Source organism: Acidovorax sp. FG60 (genome assembly GCF_057808995.1).
Genome location: NZ_JBMDJC010000024.1, coordinates 42,250 through 57,815, shown reverse-complemented (window position 1 = coordinate 57,815; position 15,566 = coordinate 42,250). Strand labels below are relative to the sequence as shown.

At 66.7% G+C, this 15,566-nt stretch carries 14 protein-coding genes; 7 read left to right on the top strand and 7 right to left on the bottom strand.

Annotated features, from left to right (window positions below; genetic code table 11):
- Positions 1–41: 41 nt before the first annotated feature.
- A complete protein-coding gene (locus ACODS0_RS24390; RefSeq protein WP_488837710.1) occupies positions 42–1,388 on the bottom strand; it encodes a branched-chain amino acid ABC transporter substrate-binding protein in 1,347 nt (448 codons plus the stop codon).
- Between the two features lie 92 nt (positions 1,389–1,480).
- Here ACODS0_RS24390 and ACODS0_RS24385 point away from each other — a divergent pair, with 92 nt between their 5' ends.
- Complete coding sequence (locus tag ACODS0_RS24385) at positions 1,481–1,873, top strand: Hsp20/alpha crystallin family protein (RefSeq protein WP_488837708.1); 393 nt, start codon at positions 1,481–1,483, stop codon at positions 1,871–1,873.
- Between the two features lie 83 nt (positions 1,874–1,956).
- Here the strand turns inward: ACODS0_RS24385 and ACODS0_RS24380 are convergent, their stop codons facing one another.
- The 5 genes from ACODS0_RS24380 to ACODS0_RS24360 form a co-directional block, all read right to left on the bottom strand.
- Entirely contained in the window at positions 1,957–3,162 is a 1,206-nt protein-coding gene (locus tag ACODS0_RS24380; RefSeq protein WP_015015131.1) for an ABC transporter permease, read from the bottom strand.
- The gene (locus tag ACODS0_RS24375) at positions 3,162–3,938 is read right to left on the bottom strand and encodes an ABC transporter ATP-binding protein (protein WP_488837706.1); all 777 of its coding nucleotides are present in this window, start codon (positions 3,936–3,938) and stop codon (positions 3,162–3,164) included. Before ACODS0_RS24375 ends, ACODS0_RS24380 begins: the two co-directional genes overlap by 1 nt.
- The gene (locus tag ACODS0_RS24370) at positions 3,935–5,323 is read right to left on the bottom strand and encodes an efflux RND transporter periplasmic adaptor subunit (RefSeq protein ID WP_488837704.1); all 1,389 of its coding nucleotides are present in this window, start codon (positions 5,321–5,323) and stop codon (positions 3,935–3,937) included. Before ACODS0_RS24370 ends, ACODS0_RS24375 begins: the two co-directional genes overlap by 4 nt.
- A gap of 67 nt (positions 5,324–5,390) precedes the next feature.
- Positions 5,391–6,845 (bottom strand): efflux transporter outer membrane subunit, encoded by a 1,455-nt coding sequence (locus ACODS0_RS24365; protein ID WP_487262301.1) that lies wholly within the window; start codon positions 6,843–6,845, stop codon positions 5,391–5,393.
- A 352-nt stretch (positions 6,846–7,197) separates the two neighbouring features.
- The gene (locus tag ACODS0_RS24360) at positions 7,198–8,178 is read right to left on the bottom strand and encodes an AraC-like ligand-binding domain-containing protein (protein ID WP_228900112.1); all 981 of its coding nucleotides are present in this window, start codon (positions 8,176–8,178) and stop codon (positions 7,198–7,200) included.
- Positions 8,179–8,397: 219 nt separating this feature from the next.
- On the opposite strand from ACODS0_RS24360, the gene ACODS0_RS24355 reads away from it, so the two are divergent.
- From ACODS0_RS24355 to ACODS0_RS24330, 6 genes are read left to right on the top strand one after another with little or no spacing between them, the layout of a single operon-like run.
- The gene (locus ACODS0_RS24355) at positions 8,398–9,606 is read left to right on the top strand and encodes an amino acid ABC transporter substrate-binding protein (RefSeq protein ID WP_488837701.1); all 1,209 of its coding nucleotides are present in this window, start codon (positions 8,398–8,400) and stop codon (positions 9,604–9,606) included.
- Between the two features lie 6 nt (positions 9,607–9,612).
- On the top strand, positions 9,613–10,491 hold the full coding sequence (locus ACODS0_RS24350) for a branched-chain amino acid ABC transporter permease (protein WP_488837699.1): 879 nt from the start codon (positions 9,613–9,615) through the stop codon (positions 10,489–10,491).
- A complete protein-coding gene (locus tag ACODS0_RS24345; RefSeq protein WP_488837697.1) occupies positions 10,488–11,420 on the top strand; it encodes a branched-chain amino acid ABC transporter permease in 933 nt (310 codons plus the stop codon). Before ACODS0_RS24350 ends, ACODS0_RS24345 begins: the two co-directional genes overlap by 4 nt.
- Entirely contained in the window at positions 11,413–12,183 is a 771-nt protein-coding gene (locus ACODS0_RS24340; protein ID WP_488837695.1) for an ABC transporter ATP-binding protein, read from the top strand. Before ACODS0_RS24345 ends, ACODS0_RS24340 begins: the two co-directional genes overlap by 8 nt.
- The gene (locus tag ACODS0_RS24335; protein WP_488837693.1) at positions 12,180–12,890 is read left to right on the top strand and encodes an ABC transporter ATP-binding protein; all 711 of its coding nucleotides are present in this window, start codon (positions 12,180–12,182) and stop codon (positions 12,888–12,890) included. Before ACODS0_RS24340 ends, ACODS0_RS24335 begins: the two co-directional genes overlap by 4 nt.
- A 45-nt stretch (positions 12,891–12,935) precedes the next feature.
- Entirely contained in the window at positions 12,936–14,387 is a 1,452-nt protein-coding gene (locus ACODS0_RS24330; protein ID WP_488837692.1) for an aldehyde dehydrogenase, read from the top strand.
- Between the two features lie 65 nt (positions 14,388–14,452).
- On the opposite strand, the gene tsaD is transcribed toward ACODS0_RS24330, so the two are convergent.
- The gene (gene tsaD / locus ACODS0_RS24325; RefSeq protein WP_488837690.1) at positions 14,453–15,493 is read right to left on the bottom strand and encodes a tRNA (adenosine(37)-N6)-threonylcarbamoyltransferase complex transferase subunit TsaD; all 1,041 of its coding nucleotides are present in this window, start codon (positions 15,491–15,493) and stop codon (positions 14,453–14,455) included.
- Positions 15,494–15,566: the final 73 nt, after the last annotated feature.

The window sequence follows — 15,566 nt, the reverse complement described above, 5'->3', positions numbered from 1 at the left end:
GCCCTTCGGCGGACTCAGCGTGAACGGTTCAGGACGTGGGCTCAATACCGCTGCATGCTGCAGCTGTGCGGCTGCTGCGCCTTGGCAGCAGGAATCTGCCGCACCACGCGAAAGCCGTAGCCAGAGCCTTCCACATCAAACTTCACGCCCGGCGCGCCTTTTTTGTCCATCACGCCCACCACCAGCGCCTGCTGGAACTGGTGGTCCGCCGCGCGCATGCTGCCGCCCTGGCCCGAGAGCCGCACATCGGCCTTCTCCATCTGGCGCGCCACGGCCACGGCGTCGGTGCTGCCCGCACGCTCGATGGATTGGGCAAGAGCCTCCACCATGAGCTGCATGCGCATGTGCACGTAGTCGTCCTGCGGCTTGGGAAAACGCTCGCGGAAAGACTGGTAGAACGCCTCGCTCTGGGCACCTGGCACATTGGGCAGCCAATCGGCCACCGCCACCACCTTGCCAATGCCTGCATCGCCCATGGCAGCGGGCGCACCCAGCGCGTTGCCATAGAAGGTGTAGAAGCTGCCCTCGTAGCCCACTTCCCGCGCGGCCTTCACCAGCAGGGTCAGGTCATTGCCCCAGTTGCCTGTGACCACCGCCTGCGCGCCGCTGGTTTTGATCTTCACGGCGTAGGGTGCAAAGTCCTTCACGCGGCCCACCGGGTGCAGCTCGTCGCCCACCACCGCCACATCGGGGCGTTGTGCGGCCAGTTGCTTCTTGGCCTCGCGCAGCACGGCCTGGCCAAAGCTGTAGTCCTGGCCGATGAGGTACACACTTTTGAGGGACTTGTCTTCGCGCATCACATCCATCAGCGCGGCCATGCGCATGTCGGCGTGGGCGTCAAAACGAAAGTGCCAGAAGCTGCACTTCTCGTTGGTGAGGATGGGGTCCACCGCCGAGTAATTCAGAAAAATCACGCGCTTGTTCGGCTCGCGCTCGTTGTGCTTGTTGATCGCCTCGATCAGCACCGCCGCCGTAGCCGATGAATTGCCTTGCAGGATGACCTGCGCGCCATCGTCGATGGCCGCACGCAGGGCCGACAGCGCCTCTTCGTTCTGGCCCTTGCTGTCGTAGCGCTCCAGCGCCAGCGGGCGGGGGCCACCCGCAGCGGCTGGCAACTGCACGCCGCCCCGCGCGTTCACACGTTCCATGGCCCAGTAGATGTTGCGGTAAACCGCTTCGCCCGTGTTGGCAAATGCGCCCGACAGGCTTTCGATGAGCGCCACCTTCACGGGCTTGGCCTGCGCCACGGCAGTGGCTGGCGCTGCAGCCTGGGCATGGCTGGCGGACACCGGCAGCAGCACGCAGCACAGCGTGGCTGCTGCGGCCAAAACGGATTGACGTAATGCCGCTGCGCTTGTTTTCAAGCCCACGGAGTGCAATTTATTCATGCCATTTTTCCCTTGAAATGCGGTGTGGCCGCACACACCTCTTTGGCATGCGGCGACCACGTCGAGAGCCGCGCAGTGTATAGGAGTACCCCATGATCTTCGCCCCCGTGATCCGCCGCGCCGCCTACGCCCAAGCACCCCGTTCCGCCGACCAGGCACTGCAGCGTTTTCTGATGGGCACGCTGGCCGACCCCGCTGCCGCACGTTCTGCAGCAGGCTGCACTGTCACGCAGGACGACAAAGCCACCACCTTGCAGCTGGATGTGCCCGGCCTGGCCCGCGAGCAGTTGCAGATCAGCATTGAAGGCAACGTGGTGCGCCTGCAAAGTGTGGAAGGAGCCCCCCGCAAGGTGCAGCGCGCCTGGGAGCTTGCCGCCGACATCGACGCCGCCAACAGTAGCGCCAAACTGGAAAACGGCGTACTGACGCTGACCCTGGCCAAGGTGGAGCCTGCCAGCAAGGCCACCACGCTGACGATCCACTAACTATTGAATTAATAGCTAAAAACGCCCGTACCATCAGCGGTACGGGCGTTTTTCATTCAAATTCTCTTTCCAGACCCGATGCATTACTCATGCCGCAGCGCATCGATGGGGTCCATGCGGGCAGCGCGCCGTGCCGGGAAGTAGCCAAACACCACGCCAATGCCCGCAGAGAAAAGGAACGACAGCAGGTTCACGCCGGGGTTGAACAGGTAGGGCACCCCCATCAGCCCCGACAGCGCGAGCGACGCGCCCGTGGCCAGCACGATGCCGATGAGCCCGCCTAAAGCGGCCAGCACCACGGCCTCGATCAGAAACTGCAGCAGCACCTCGCGCTCCAGCGCGCCAATGGCCAGGCGCAGGCCAATCTCGCGCGTGCGCTCGGTCACGCTCACCAGCATGATGTTCATGATGCCGATGCCGCCCACCAGCAGACTCACTGCGGCCACGGCGCCCAGCAGCGTGGTCAGCACCTTGGTGGTGCCCGAGAGCGTGTCGGCCAGCTGCTTGGTGTCGAGCACATTGAAGTTGTCTTCGTCCGAGTCCGACAGCTTGCGCAGCTCGCGCAGCAACTGCGTAAGGCTGGCCTTCACCCGCTCGGGGTCGCTGCCGTCCTTCATCGACACCAGCAGCGTGTTCACCCGCGTGTTGCCTGTCACGCGGCGCTGCAGCGTGCGAAGGGGCACCAGCACGGTGTCGTCCTGGTCGTTGCCAAACGCGCCCTGCCCTTTGGACGCGAGCACACCCACCACCTCGCACGAAAACGCCTTCACGCGCAGCTGGCCGCCCACGGCATCGGCCGTGCCAAACAGCTCGCGCCGCACGGTCTCGCCGATCAGGCAGACGGCGGCACCCGCGCGCAATTCGGCGTCGGTAAAGACGCGGCCAGTGCGCACCGTCCAATTGCCGGTCTCCAGCCAGGCGTTGGTGCTGCCGATCACGCTGGTCGTCCAGTTGCGCCCGCCCACCACCGCCGTGGCGGCGGCACGCGCCTCGGGCGCCACGGCCAGGATGCCGCCGATCTGCTGCGCGATCATGTCGGCATCGGTGTCCTTGAAGGCCGGGGCGCCGGTGCCACCGCCGGGCCCCATGCGCTGGCCGGGGCGTACCTGCAGCAGGTTGGTGCCCAGGCCCGAGATCTGGTTCTGAATGGCCAGCGTGGCGCCATTGCCCAGCGTGACCATGGTGATCACCGCGCTCACGCCGATCACGATGCCCAGGATGGTGAGGAAAGAGCGCATCAGGTTGCGCCGGATGGAACGCAACGCCAGCAGCAGGGTGTTGAGCAACATCAGTGGCCTCCCGCATCCGAACCGGCCACCGCCGGCAGGGCCGATGCTGCATCAGCGTCCAGTCCCTTGGGGTGTGGGTTGGCCGCATCGCTGTCCACCACGCCATCCACAAACCGCACGATGCGCCGCGCGTACTGCGCCATGTCGGGCTCGTGCGTGACCATCAGCACGGTGATGCCGTGGTCCACGTTCAGGCGCCAGAGCAGTTCCATGATCTCGTAACTGCGCTGGGTGTCGAGGTTGCCGGTGGGCTCGTCGGCCAGCAGCACATCGGGCTCAGTGACGATGGCCCGCGCAATCGCCACGCGCTGCTGCTGCCCGCCCGACAGCTCGGCGGGCGTGTGGTGTTCCCAGCCCGTGAGGCCCACGGCAGCCAGCGCCCGCGCCGCCGCCGCATGGCGCGCCGTGGCAGACTCGCCCCGGTACAGCAGGGGCAGCTCCACGTTCTCTTGCGCCGAGGTGCGCGCCAGCAGGTTGAAGCCCTGGAACACAAAGCCAAAGTAGCGCCGCCGCAGCCGTGCCCGCTCGTCGCGCGAGAGCGACTCCACATGCACGCCCTTGAACAGGTATTCGCCCGTGGTGGGCCGGTCCAGGCAGCCCAGCGTGTTCATGGCCGTGGACTTGCCCGAGCCGCTGGGGCCCATGATGGCCACAAAGTCGCCCTGCGCAATGTCGAGATGAACGCCCTTGAGCGCCTGAAAGGCCAGCGCCCCTTCGCCATAGACCTTGGTCACGCCACGCAGGCGAATGATGGGGGTGTCGCCCGCCACGCTCATGGCTTGGCCCCGGCCGCGCGCTGGTCGGTGATCACGGCCATGCCGGGCGTGAGGCCCTCGCCCGTCACCTCGGTGTAGCGGCCATCGCTGATGCCCACCTGCACGTCGATGGGCTTGGCGGCACCGTCCTGCAGTACCCACACCTGCCGCGTCTTGCCCGCGCCATCGCCTGCCTCGCCCCCCGCACCCGGCTTGCGTGGGCCCGAGCCAGACCGTGGCATGCGGGGCATGAGCTGCGACATGATGCCGCCGCCGCTGCCGCTGCCCGATGCGCCGGGCTTGGCGCCACTCGCCCCGGGTTTCGCATCGGCCCCTGCGGCCTGCGCAGGCGTGAAGCGCAGCGCCGTGTTGGGCACCAGCAGCACATCCTTGCGCTCGGTGGAGGTGATGGTGGCCGCCGCCGTCATGCCGGGGCGCAGGCTCATGTCACCGTTGTTCACTTCCAGCCAGGTGATGTAGGTCACCACGTTGTCCGTCTTGGTGGAGCCAAACGACACCCGCGTGACCTGGGCCGGGTAGCGGCGAGAGGGATAGGCACTGACCGTGAAGCTCGCGTCCTGACCCACCTTGACCGAACCCACATCGGCTTCGTCCACGCTCACATCCAGGCGCAGCCGCGTGAGGTCTTCGGCCACGGTGAAGAGCGTCACCGCTTGCAGCGAAGCGGCCACGGCGTTGCCAGGCTCCACCGTGCGGGTCAGCACCACGCCGTCGATGGGCGAGCGGATGGAGGCCTTGGACAGATTGGTCTCGTCGGTGGACAGCGCAGCGCGTGCGTCTTCCACCGTGGCGCGGGCGCTGGTTTCATCGGCGCGGGCGCGGTCCAGCGTGGCGCGGCCTGCGTCCAGCTCGGAGGCCGAGGGCACCTTGCCGCCGGACAGCCGGGCCACTTCTTCGAGCCGGCCAAAGTTGGCAATGGCCTCCTTGGTGGTGGCCACGGCCTGGGCCAGGCGGGCCTGCGCCGACGCCAGCGAGGCGCGCGAGCGCAGCACCTGCGATTCGAGCTTGGCGGTGTCCAGCTCCACCAGCAGCTGTCCCTTCTTGACCTTGTCGTTCACGTCCACCAGCACGTTGCGCACGGTGCCCGACAGCTCGCTGCCAATGGTGACCGAGCGCGTGGGCTGCAGCGTGCCGTTGGCAGACACGGTGAGTGTGAGATTGCCCCGGCGCAGCTCTTCGGTGACATAGGTGGGTGCAGTGCTGGCGCTCTGGCGCGATTGCCAGGCGTACAAGCCACCGCCCACCACCACGAGCGCGGCCACCCCCAGCCACACGGTAGTGCGCTGCCACCAGCGGCAGGGCCGGTCGGCACCCAGCAAGGCGCTCAGGTCGGCAGGGGCGGATTTGGCGGGTGCAGAAGAAGCTGAAGTGTCGGAATTTGGCATGGGACGTGAATCAGAAAATGGGGGCTGGCAGGCAATGGAGTGGGCGTGTGGAAGGGCTGTCAGCTGTTCATTCGGCTACAGCCCAGCCGCCGCCCAACGCCTTGTAGAGACGCACATGGTCTGCCGCGACGGCAGCGGTGGTGGTGGCCACGCTCTCTTGCGTGGACAGCAGCGTGCGCTGGGTCTCCAGCACCGCCTGAAAGTCGATCAGCCCACTGCTGTAGCGCTGCTGCGCCAGCAGCGCGGCGTTGCGGGCGGCGTCAGCGGCCGCCGTCAGTCGTTCCAGTTTTTCCCTGTCGCCACGCAAGGCCACCAGCGCGTTCTCCACATCCTGCAGGGCCGTGAGCACGGTGGCTTCGTAGGCCACACGGGCCTGCTCCAGCGCGGCAGACTGCACACGCACCTGCGCGCGGGCGGCGCCGCCATCCAGCAGCGGGATGGACACGCTGCCCAGCAAGGCACTGGTCACGGCACTGCCGCCCGACAAGGCCCCCAGCGTTAGGGCGCGCAGGCCCAGCGAGCCACCAAGAGAGAAGCTGGGGTAGCGCGCGGCATCTGCCTGCGACACACGCGCCAGGGCGGCGGCAATGCGCTGCTCGGCCACACGCACATCGGGCCGCTGGCGCAGCGTCTCGGCCGGGATCGCCAGCGCCAGTTCTGCAGTTGGCTGCGGTACGGGGGCACTGGCTGCCAGGGGAGCGTCGAGCGCGCCGGGCACCTGGCCTGTCAGCACGGCCAGGCTGTAGCGCGACTGAGCCAGACTGGCTTCCAGGCTGGGAATCTGCGCCGCGGTCTGCTCGGCCGCTGCACGGGCCTGCTCGGTGACGAGCGAGGTGGTGAGCCCGGCCTGCAGGCGCCACTGGGTGATCTGCAAGGTCTCCTGCTGGCTGGCCAGGTTGCTGCGCGCAATGGCCAGGCGCTGCTGCAGCCCGCGCAGCTCGATGTAGTTGACGGCCACCTCGGCCGCCAGCGACACCTGCACATCGGCCAGGCTGGCCTCTGCCGCGCGGGCGTCAGCCTCGCTGGCGCTCACGCCGCTGCGCAGGCGGCCAAACACATCGGGCTCCCAGCTCGCATCAAAACCGGCCTGGAAGGTGTTGCCCGTGCTGTTGCTGGCCCTGCTGCGCTGTGCCGAAGCCGATGCACCCACGCTGGGCAACAGGCCGGCCGATTGCACATCCACCTGCGCACGCGCCTGCTGCAGCGCGGCCTGGGCGGTGCGCACGTTGGTGTTGGCCCGCAGGGCTTGTTCTACCAGCGTGGTGAGCGAAGGGTCGTCAAAACGCTGCCACCACTGGGCCAAAGACGTGGCACCCTGATCGGGAGTTGTATTGCCACCCGCGCCCGCAGCCCACGCCGCTGGCACGGCGACGGCGGGCAACTGGCTATCCTTGGGCTCCAGGCTTGCACAGCCCGAGATCACCAATACCAGCAGCGCGGCGAGCGCTATCTGTACACGCGGTGCGCTGCACCTGGGGTGGGCGCGCAAGACGTCGACAGTGACGCGATGGGAAGGACTCATGGAAAGGCATCGCTCGAGGGAAAACCCGATTGTGAGGAGCCATTCAGGTCAAAACGTACCGAAAGGGTCAACCCCAGGTAAAGAATTGATGCAACGCAAAGGCGTCACCAACCACCGGCGTGGCCCCATCAAAAAACTTGGCTATCGGTTCGCCAGCGGACAGACGGCCGACGCCCGCCTCGCGAGTGTCCCGAGTTGGAAGTTCGTTGATGAAATAAAGATGCCGAAATCGTCGTCAGGCAAGGCGCAAACCGCAGCGATAGCCATATCTATCGCGAGGATTTGCAACGCTGCATGGCGGCGATTCTCGGCGTCTTTATAAAACGAATCTCCAGCTCGGAACACCTGGCCCTCAGTGCGCGTGCGCCAAGCCCAGAGACAGCCCCGCTCGCACCCTGTACTCGCTGGGGCTGCACCCCACATGCGAGCGGAACGCGCGGCTGAAATGCGCGCTGTTGCTGAAGCCCCATGACAGTGCAATGTCGGTGACCGAGCGCTGCGCATGCGCCGGGTGGCGCAGGTCGCGCAGACAGGCCTCCAGGCGGCGGCGCTGGATCATCGCGGCCAGGGTTTCCTCGTCATCAGCCACCGCGTTGTACAGGTGCCGCTTGCTGCAGTTGAGCGCCTGGGCCATGCGGTCGATGGTGAGGTCGGGGTCACCCAGGTGGCGGTCGATGTACTGGCTGATGCGGTCACGCAGGGCCTCGCGCTGCGACAGCAGGCTCTGCTGCCCGTTGCGCTCCAGCAGCGACAGCTGCACCAGGTGCGTGATCACATCGGCCACGCCATCGGCGGCTGCGTCGGACATGGTGGGCAGCTCGGCAAACGCGGCGCGCATGGTGTCCCAGGCCAGCCGCGACACGCCCGATGTACCCGAGAAGCGCTGCACCATCAGGTCATCGAGCTTGAGCTTGCGCTCGGGCAGTTGTTCCTTGGGGATCATCAGCACCATCTGGCGCACGGCCTCGGGGTTGCTCACGGCGTAGGCGCGTGTGGTGTCGTACACGCTCCACTCACCCGGCGACAACCATACCTGGCGGCCGTTCTGCTCAAAGCACGCGCGCCCCTCCAGCTGCGCCACCACCTTGATGTAGGCCCGGTCGCTGCCCCGGATGAGGCTGGGGGTGCGCACCACGCGGTGGCGGCTCACGTCCAGCTGGCACAGGTTCACATAGCCCGCCTGGCCCGAGGTGATGTGGCCTGCAAAGGCATCGTCACCAAACGCGTCGGACTCCAGCCCGCCAATCAGGCGCCACACCGCATCGCCCCACAGGTGCAGGCGGTCGCGCGCAGGCACGGCGTCGGTGGATACCTCGGTCAGGGGATGGGCCATGGTGTCTCCAGTGCGGGTTGCGCAAGCCTGATGGTTATGCGGCTGAATTATCGGACGCCCCGTTACCCCGTGCCACCGAGGGAAATTCGGGTAAACCCGCTGCCGCCTGCACGCTGAGGCAAGCGTTTTGTGCACGCTGAGCGCAGCGCGCATGAACGCGTCTGCCTACGATTCCCGGCACGGCGTGCACCACGCAGGCCCCATCCGAGGAGACACACAATGACAGCACACCAACCCTCCAAGCGCCAGTGGATCAAGGGCGCCGCCGCCACGGTCGGCACCCTGGCCGTGGCACCCCAGCTGTGGGCCCAGGGCAGCAGCGCGGCACCCGTGCGCATCGGTTATGCCATTGCCCGCACGGGCCCCTGGGCGGCCGGTGCCCAGGTGAGCCAGGAGCCCAACTACCTGCTGTGGGCCGAGCAAGTGAACGCAGCGGGCGGCCTGAGCGTGAAGGGCACCAAGCGCCCCATCGAACTCATCGGCTACGACGACCGCAGCGAGACCGAAACCTGCGTGCGCACCTACGAAAAGCTGATGGGCAGCGACAAGGTGGACCTGATCCTGCCGCCCTGGGGCTCGGGCGCCAACTTCGCCATTGCACCACTGGCCAACCGCTTTGGCTACCCGCTGCTGGCGCCCACGGCGCTGTCGCGCAAGCTGATCGACATGAACCTGCCTTACTTCTTCTCGCTGCTGCAACAGCCCGACAAGATGATGGGCGCGCTGGTGGACATGCTGGTGGCCAACAACGTCAAGACCATTGCCATCGTCTACATGGACGACCTGTTTGGCCTGGAGAACTTCGCCGCGCTGAACAACGCCCTCAAGAAGACCAGCATCCAGGTGCTGGAGCGCAAGAGCTACCCGCTGGGCGTGAAGGACCTGGCGCCCGTGCTGCGCGGCATCAAGGACCAGAACCCCGATGCCTTCATCGGCATCACCTACCCGCCCGACACCATCCTGGCCAGCCGCCAGGCGCGCGAGGTGGGCCTGAACCCCAAGTTCTTCTACGCCTCGGTGGGCACGGCCTTCCAGCTCTACAAGAACGTGATGGCCGCCAACACCGAGGGCGTGATCGGCATGGGCTCGTGGAGCGTGAAGACCAGCCCCGAGGCCAAGGCCTATTTCGACGCCCACGTGAAGAAGTTCAACAAGGAGCCCGACCGCTGGGCGAGTGGCCATGCCTGGGCAGGCCTGCAGATCCTGCAGCAGGCGGTGGAGAAGGTGGGCCTGGACCGCAAGGCGCTGCGCGAGCACATCGCCAAGAACGAGTTCAAGACCATCCTGGGCGGCATCCGCTTTGCGGGCAGCGAGAACGCCTCCATCCCCGGCACCGTGAGCCAGTGGCAGGGCAGCGACTTCGAGGTGGTCTGGCCCAAGGACCGCGCCACGGCGCAATTGAACACCAACAAGCCTGCCTGGAAGTAACACGGAATGTCCCTGACCTCCTGGGCCGAACTGGTCGCCAGTGGCCTCATTACCGGCGGCATCTATGCGCTGGTGGCCATGGGCCTGAACCTGCAATACGGGCTGATGCGCATCATGAACATCTCGCATGGCGAGTTCCTGATGCTGGGCGCCTTCCTCACCTGGTCCGCGCACACCCTATGGGGCATCTCGCCGCTGCTGCTCATGCCGCTGGCTTTCATCGCATTGTTTGCGTTGGGCGTGGTGGTGCACGCGCTGTGCTTCAAGCGCCTGGCGGCGCGCGCGCCAAACGTGGACGTGTTCGAGGCCCGCAGCCTGATGGTGGGCTTTGGCCTCATGTTCCTGGTGCAGAACACCGCGCTCCTGATCTGGGGTGGTGACCTGCGAGGGTACGAATACCTGGCCGACCCGGTGCAGATTACGGGCATGCGCTTCACGGAAAACAAGCTGGTGCTGTTTGGCGTGGCACTGGCGCTGTCGGCCGCGCTGATCGCGCTGCTCAAGCTCACGCTGCTGGGCAAGGCCGTGCGGGCACTGATGCAGTCGCCCACGGGCGCGCAGTTGGTGGGCATCAACACCCGGCGACTGCATCCCATGATGTTTGGCATTGGACTGGGCCTGTCGGGCGTGGCGGGTGCGCTGCTCTCGATGACGTACGAGATTTCTCCGTCGATGGGCGAGCCCTATACCGTGACGGCACTGATCGTCATCACGCTGGGCGGCTTCGGCAGCCTGGCGGGCAGTCTGGCCGGTGGCCTGCTGCTCGGCGTGGTCGAGGCTTTGGGTATGCATTTCAGCAGCCCGTCTCTCAAGATGCTGCTGAGTTACGCGGTGTTCATCGGCGTGCTGATCTGGCGCCCCAACGGCCTCTTTTCCAAAAAATGAAATCTCTCCATCCCAACAAGCCCTGGTTCGCGCTCGCCTTGGGCACCGCCGCGGTCGGCACCCTGCCCTGGCTGGTGTCCGAGTTCGCCACCTCTGTGCTGCTCAGCTGCCTGATGTACATCGCGCTGGCCACCAGCTGGTCGCTGTTCTGCGGTGCCACCCGCTACCTCTCACTCGCCACGTCGGCTTTCTTCGGCATTGGTGCTTACACCAGCGCCACGCTGCTGGGCGTACTGCCCTGGCCGCTGGTGATTCTGAGCGGCGCACTGATCGCCACCATCGTGGCTGTGGTGATGGGCGCGGCCGTGCTGCACCTGCGTGGCACCTACTTTGCAGTGCTCACGTTCGGTATGACAGAGCTGATCCGCCACGCCATCACCTTTGTCGAAAAGCAGCTCTCTGGCACCGTGGGCCGCGTGCTCACGGTGGTGCCCAGCAACGAGACGGTGTACCTCACGGTGCTGTTGATCGCGGCGGGCGCCATTGCTACGGCGATTGCCATCCAGCGCAGCCGCTTTGGCCTGGCACTCTCCGGCATTGGCGCCGACGAGCAGCGCGCGCAGACGCTTGGGGTGGACACCCGCCTGGCCAAGATTGCGGGCTTTGGCATCACTGCCGCCTTTGCAGGCGCCGTGGGCGCGGCCATGGCGGTGCGCTGGACTTACATCGAACCTGCGGCCGTGTTCAGCCCCTTCATCGGCTTCCAGACCGTGCTGATCGCGCTGATTGGCGGCGCCACCAGCCTGGGCGGCCCCATCCTGGCGGCCATCGTGTTCAGCCTGCTGGCCGAAACGCTGCGCCTGCAGCTGCCCTACGGCTACATGATGGTGCTGGGCCTGCTGCTCATTCTGTGCGTGATGTACCTGCCCAATGGCTTGGCCACGCTGTGGCAACGGCGCAAAGCCGCTGCAGGAGCGCACCATGGCTGAGGCCCTTTTGACCATTGACAGCGTGACCGTGCGCTTTGGCGGCCTGACTGCCGTGGATGGCGTGAGCGCCACGCTGCACACGGGAGAGCTCATCGGCATCATCGGCCCCAACGGCGCGGGCAAGACCACATTCTTCAACGCCATCTCGGGCGTGCAGCCGCCTACCTCGGGCACGCTGCACTGTGGTGCCGACAACTTGACCGGCAAGGGCCCGCACCACTATGCAGCCCACGGTATTGCCCGCACCTTCCAGACGCCGCGCGTGTTCCCCGACATGACGGTGCGCGACAACGTGCGCTTTGGCATGCAGTTCGCAGGCCGCCACCGCCAGGGGCCCGAGGGCCTGCGCAGCGAGGGCGAGATCCTGGCCATGCTGGGCCTGGCGCACCTGGCCGACCGCCCCGCCGCCGACGTGACGCCGTCGCAGCAGCGCCTGTTGGAGATTGGCATGGCCCTGGGCACACGCCCGCGCCTGCTGCTGCTCGACGAGGTGGCTGCGGGCCTGACAGAGGCCGAGGTGGACGCCATGGCCCAGCGCATCCGCCGCCTGCGCGATGACTGGGGCCTGACCGTGGTGTGGATCGAGCACGCAGTCACCACGCTGCTCAAGTACGTGGAGCGCGTGCTGGTTCTGCACCAGGGCCGCAAGATTGCCGACGGCACACCCGCCGAAGTGGTGCGCGACCCGCAGGTGATCGAGGCGTATCTGGGGGACGAAATGGCCCACAGCGCAGAACACGCGGAACAAGGAGCCACGGCATGAGCGGCGCACACCTCACCGTGCAGAACCTGACCACGGGCTACCACGGCTTTCAGGTGCTGCAGGACCTGACACTGGAAGCCGCGCCCGGCATCACCGTCATCGTCGGCCCCAACGGCGCGGGCAAGACCACGCTGCTCAAGGCGTTGGCGGGCCTGCTGCCGCGCCAAGGCTCGGTGACGCTCGACGGCCAGGCCGTGCCTGCAATGAACGCCACGGCCTGCGTGCAACGCGGCCTGGCGCTGGTCGGCGAAGGTCGCCAGTTGTTCCCGCAGATGACGGTGACCGAGAACCTGGAGCTGGGCGGCTGGCTGGTGCCGTCGCGGGTGCGCGCCGAGCGGTTGCACCAGGCGTTTGAAGACTTTCCCCGCCTCAAAGAACGCGCCACACAGCTAGCCGGCACCATGAGCGGCGGCGAGCAGCAGATGGTCGCCGTGGCCCGCGCCATGATGAGCGGCCCGCGCCTGCTGATGCTGGACGAGCCCTCGCTGGGCCTGGCGCCGCGCATGGTCGATGAGCTGCTCGCCATCGTGCAGCGCATTGCCGCACAGGGCGTCACCGTGCTCATGGTGGAGCAGAACGTGCGCAAGGCACTGCAGATCGCGCAGCGCGGCTATGTGCTGGAGCGAGGACGCATCGTGGCGTCTGGCGCAGCCTCTGACTTGCTGCAGTCCGACGTGGTGCGCCAAGCCTATCTGGGCGTGACCTGAATACCTCTTTCCCCCTCTTTATCTGTTCTTTTTCAGGAGCTTTCAATGACTGCCATTTCCATGCTGATCAACGGCGAGCGCGTGCAAGCCACTGGCGGTGCCACGTTTGAGCGCCGCAACCCGCTCGACGGATCGGTCGCCACCACCGCCCCAGCAGCCAGCGTGGCCGACGCCAAGGCCGCTGCCGACGCGGCTGCCAAGGCCTTCCCGGCCTGGTCGGCCCTGGGCCCCAACGCGCGCCGCGCGCTGCTGCTCAAGGCGGCACATGCGCTGGAGGCCCGCACGGCCGACTTTGCGGTGGCCATGGCGGCCGAGACCGGCGCCTCGGGCATGTGGGCCGGTTTCAACGTGCACCTGGCTGCCGGCCTGCTGCAAGAAGCCGCCGCCCTGACCACGCAGATTGCAGGCGAAGTGATTCCGTCCGACGTGCCCGGCAGCCTGGCCATGGGTGTGCGCCAGGCGGCGGGCGTAGTGCTGGGCATTGCACCGTGGAACGCACCCGTCATCCTGGGCGTGCGCGCCATCGCCACCCCGCTGGCCTGCGGCAACACGGTGATCCTGAAGGGGTCGGAGCTGTGCCCCGCCACACACGGCCTCATCATCGAGGCGCTGCAGGAGGCCGGTTTGCCCCCCGGTGTGGTGAACTTCGTGACCAATGCACCCGCCGATGCGGGCGCCGTGGTCGAGGCCATCGTGGCCCACCCGGCAGTGCGCCGCGTCAACTTCACCGGCTCCACCAAGGTGGGCCGCATCATTGCGCAGACCTGCGCCAAGTACCTCAAGCCCGTGGTGCTGGAGCTGGGCGGCAAGGCCCCGCTGCTGGTGCTGGATGACGCCGATATCGACGCCGCCGTGGCGGGCACCGTGTTTGGCGCGTTCGCCAACTCGGGCCAGATCTGCATGTCCACCGAACGCATCATCGTGGACAACGCCGTGGCCGACGCGTTTGTGGCCAAGCTGGGCGAGCGCGCCAAGGCCCTGCCGCTGGGCGACCCGCGCAAGGGCCCGGTGGTGTTGGGCTCGGTGGTGGACATGGCCACCGTGCACCGCTGCAACGCCCTCATCGACGACGCACTGGCCAAGGGCGCCAAGCTGATTTGCGGCGGCAAGAGCGACAGCACGTTGATGCAGGCCACCGTGCTCGACCATGTGACGGCAGAGATGGACATCTACCGCGAAGAATCGTTCGGCCCTGTCAAACCCGTGGTGCGCGTGAATGGTGTCAAGGAAGCCATTGCCTGCGCCAACGACAACGAGTTTGGCCTGTCGTCCGCCGTGTTCAGCCGCGATGTGGCCAAGGCGTGGAATGTGGCCGCGCGCATCGAGTCGGGCATCTGCCACATCAACGGCCCCACGGTGCACGACGAAGGGCAGATGCCGTTTGGTGGCGTGAAAAGTTCGGGTTACGGCCGCTTTGGCGGCATGGCGGGCGTGCGCGAGTTCACCGAGTTGCGCTGGATCACGGTGCAGACGACACCCCGCCACTACCCCTTTTGAAAATCAAAAAAGATAGCTGCTAACGCTTGCTGGACAGGCGGTAGCGGCCTTTTTTACTCAGATAATCAAACCGTGATCGCATCCAGCGGCCAGCGCGGCTTCACGTCAAAGGCGTAGTCGGTGTTGGCCTGCTGCTGCCCTGCCTGCAGCCGCATGGCCGCCGCCATGGCAATCATGGCGCCGTTGTCGGTGCACAGGTGCAGCTCAGGGTAGTGCACGCGCACCTTGGCCGCGGCGCAGGCCGCATTGAGTTGCGCACGCAGGTGCCGGTTGGCCCCCACGCCACCGGCGACCACCACGCGCTTCAGACCGGTCTGCTTGAGCGCAGCCAGCGACTTCTTCACCAGCACTTCGACAATCGCAGCCTCGGTGCTCGCCGCCAGGTCGGCCTTGCGTGCCTCCAGCTCATCGCCCAACTTCTTGGCCTGCGTGAGCACCGCCGTCTTGAGCCCGGCAAAAGAGAAATCGAGGTTGCCACTGTGCAACAGCGGGCGCGGCAGCTTGAAGGCTGCGGCATCGCCCTGCTCAGCCAGGCGCGAGAGCGCTGGCCCACCCGGGTAGCCCAGGCCCATGAGCTTGGCCGACTTGTCGAACGCCTCGCCAGCAGCATCGTCAATGGTCTCGCCCAGGATCTCGTAGCGGCCCACGCCGTCCACACGCATCAGCTGGGTGTGGCCGCCCGACACCAACAGGGCCACAAAAGGGAATTCAGGCGGGTCGGCGCTGAGGAAGGGCGACAGCAGGTGCCCCTCCAGGTGGTGCACACCCAGCACCGGCTTGTTGAGCGCTGCGCCCAACGCGCACGCCACGCCCGCCCCCACCAGCAGCGCACCCGCCAGGCCCGGCCCGCGGGTGTAGGCCACCACGTCCACATCGGCCAGCGACTGGCCGGACTCGGACAGCACCTGCGTTGCCAGCGGCAGCACACGTCGGATGTGGTCACGGCTGGCCAGCTCGGGCACCACGCCACCGTAGGCCTGGTGCATCTCAATCTGGCTGTGCAGCGCGTGCGATAGCAACGTGGGCACGGCATTGCCCGTGGAACGCACCAATGCCACGCCCGTTTCGTCGCACGAAGATTCAATACCGAGGATCAGCAAGCTCATGCCCCGAGTGTAAAACCCGGCCCCGTTCAGGGTCGGATGCAAAAACCCCTGCTGGCAGTCGCCAGCAGGGGTT

Coding starts and splice junctions, on each gene's coding strand:
- ACODS0_RS24340 (WP_488837695.1), top strand. CDS start 11,413: ATGGCTGAGGCCCTTTTGACCATTGACAGCGTGACCGTGCGCTTTGGC.
- ACODS0_RS24365 (WP_487262301.1), bottom strand. CDS start 6,845: ATGAGTCCTTCCCATCGCGTCACTGTCGACGTCTTGCGCGCCCACCCC.
- ACODS0_RS24345 (WP_488837697.1), top strand. CDS start 10,488: ATGAAATCTCTCCATCCCAACAAGCCCTGGTTCGCGCTCGCCTTGGGC.
- ACODS0_RS24360 (WP_228900112.1), bottom strand. CDS start 8,178: ATGGCCCATCCCCTGACCGAGGTATCCACCGACGCCGTGCCTGCGCGC.
- tsaD (WP_488837690.1), bottom strand. CDS start 15,493: ATGAGCTTGCTGATCCTCGGTATTGAATCTTCGTGCGACGAAACGGGC.
- ACODS0_RS24335 (WP_488837693.1), top strand. CDS start 12,180: ATGAGCGGCGCACACCTCACCGTGCAGAACCTGACCACGGGCTACCAC.
- ACODS0_RS24355 (WP_488837701.1), top strand. CDS start 8,398: ATGACAGCACACCAACCCTCCAAGCGCCAGTGGATCAAGGGCGCCGCC.
- ACODS0_RS24380 (WP_015015131.1), bottom strand. CDS start 3,162: ATGTTGCTCAACACCCTGCTGCTGGCGTTGCGTTCCATCCGGCGCAAC.
- ACODS0_RS24350 (WP_488837699.1), top strand. CDS start 9,613: ATGTCCCTGACCTCCTGGGCCGAACTGGTCGCCAGTGGCCTCATTACC.
- ACODS0_RS24385 (WP_488837708.1), top strand. CDS start 1,481: ATGATCTTCGCCCCCGTGATCCGCCGCGCCGCCTACGCCCAAGCACCC.
- ACODS0_RS24370 (WP_488837704.1), bottom strand. CDS start 5,323: ATGCCAAATTCCGACACTTCAGCTTCTTCTGCACCCGCCAAATCCGCC.
- ACODS0_RS24375 (WP_488837706.1), bottom strand. CDS start 3,938: ATGAGCGTGGCGGGCGACACCCCCATCATTCGCCTGCGTGGCGTGACC.
- ACODS0_RS24330 (WP_488837692.1), top strand. CDS start 12,936: ATGACTGCCATTTCCATGCTGATCAACGGCGAGCGCGTGCAAGCCACT.
- ACODS0_RS24390 (WP_488837710.1), bottom strand. CDS start 1,388: ATGAATAAATTGCACTCCGTGGGCTTGAAAACAAGCGCAGCGGCATTA.